Below are 1,767 nucleotides of genomic sequence, written 5' to 3' on the forward strand. Positions count from 1 at the left end.
CTGAACGCGCTGCACGCCAGCTCGAGCATCAGCGCGAGCGACTCGACCAGCAGCTAAGGGGTCCCCATGGCAGACGCCTACCATCCGCGGTAGGGAGTCACAGTTAATGAGCCCCTGGTCAAAGTAGTTGACTAGGCCTGCTAACAGTTTGTGAGCTATTCCTAACCGGGAGGCCTGTGGCAACCTTCAGCCGGGCCGCTGTCGGCCCAGAAGCAGTCAGTCGCAGCTGACTGCTTTTGGGTACGCTATCAGCGAAATGTAGATACAGGTAGCCGTTGGTCTAGGTGGCACATGATCGACCCCGCTAATTAGCGCACCCTGCTGTAGAAATCGTGGATGCCAAACGCTGCTCCACGTTTTGCCGCCTCAGACTTTCTGAAATAGTCTTTGGCGTCAGGAACGTAATTTCGGGCCTTCCCAAGCAACCAAGCCGTGGCAAGCGCGAGCGTAGTAGCGACGCTTGCCGAAGGCGATTCAAGAAGACTTAACGCGCCTTTGAAGCCAACTGCCGAGCTCAGCGCCGTCGCGCCGAGATCGCATTTGAGCTGAAATTTCATCTTCTCTCGCTGGCGAACCAGTTCGTCCGAAGCACTCTTGTATTTGGAGATTGCGCTAGAGGCATGTTTCTCAAAATCGGCTGATCGAGCCGACTCCTTCGAAATTTTCGCAACCGATTCGAACAGCTCTTCGCGAGCCTCGGCCTGCTTGCCCCATGCGGTTGTTCGTAGACGAATCACTTCGTCCAAGGTCAGCGACTTCAGAAATGAGTCATCCAAATATTCGGCATGACAGAGCTCCAAGACTCGACTTGCTTGAATCTCCTCCGCAACAAAGTCCTCATCGAAGGCTTTGCCGGCGCTAGACAAGACTGCCGACAAGACTCTGGCATAGGCAGAGGAACTGAAAACAGGGACCAAGTCCTTGGCTTCACAGTAGCCAGCATACTTAACGACCGCGCCGATCCGCCCCCGAGCAATCTGCGTCAACTGAACGGCATCGGCATCGTTTGCGTACGCTGTCGCGAGAGGCAATGCGGCAATGTTGTTGATCTGATTGTCTCCACCGCCTGCGCAGGCGATACCGTCAGAGATCACTAGCTCGTCTCGCAAGCGATCAAGGTCAGATGCAAGCGCAGCGGCAAGTACATCTTGGCTGCTGGCCAAACCGCGGTAGAGGTTCAGCACCATGCCAGTGTGCAACGGATACCCGCCGGTTTGAACGGCGCCGATGGAAACTTCCTGTTCGGATGCTTGCTCGTAAGAAGAACGTACAACGACGAGCCCCTGAGCAATGGCTGACCTGCAACTGTCGACTACTCTTTCGAAGCGATCGTCATGTCCCAGCGTCTTGCCCAAAGGTCTAACGGGGCCAGTGTTCATTCCAAACAGTGGCATTCCAGAAATGGCTGCCATGAAGCTCTGAGGAGGGATCAGCTCTCGGTCGGAAGGATCCATCAACACGACCTTGTCGTACGCAAGGAGCGCTCGCTTAATTTCGTGCAGCGAGGTTGGATCTTCGTGCGGTACCAGCAATGCTTCATAAATCAACTTATTTCTCCTATCGGCTGTACGACTATAGCCGGCGGCGTCAGTCGCTCCTATGCTTGGCAAGCGCTCGCTGAGAGTCCGCTTTGGTCCGATTAAGCTACTAACCGCAACGTCCTCAACGGGCCATAACGGCAGTACGGCTTTCTCTGAAGCTGCCGCTCATGAACTTTGACCAGCCAATGGGAAACGCTCAAAAACTGTGAATCGCCCAGCCCACACC

General features: G+C 55.1%; 1 protein-coding gene. It reads right to left on the reverse strand.

Features of this window, described 5'->3' with window-relative positions; genetic code table 11:
• Positions 1-308: 308 nt before the first annotated feature.
• Complete coding sequence (locus AC1DY5_RS54235) at positions 309-1,547, reverse strand: hypothetical protein (protein WP_478122459.1); 1,239 nt, start codon at positions 1,545-1,547, stop codon at positions 309-311.
• Positions 1,548-1,767: the final 220 nt, after the last annotated feature.

It is taken from the genome of Variovorax sp. P4_D9 (assembly GCF_056401695.1).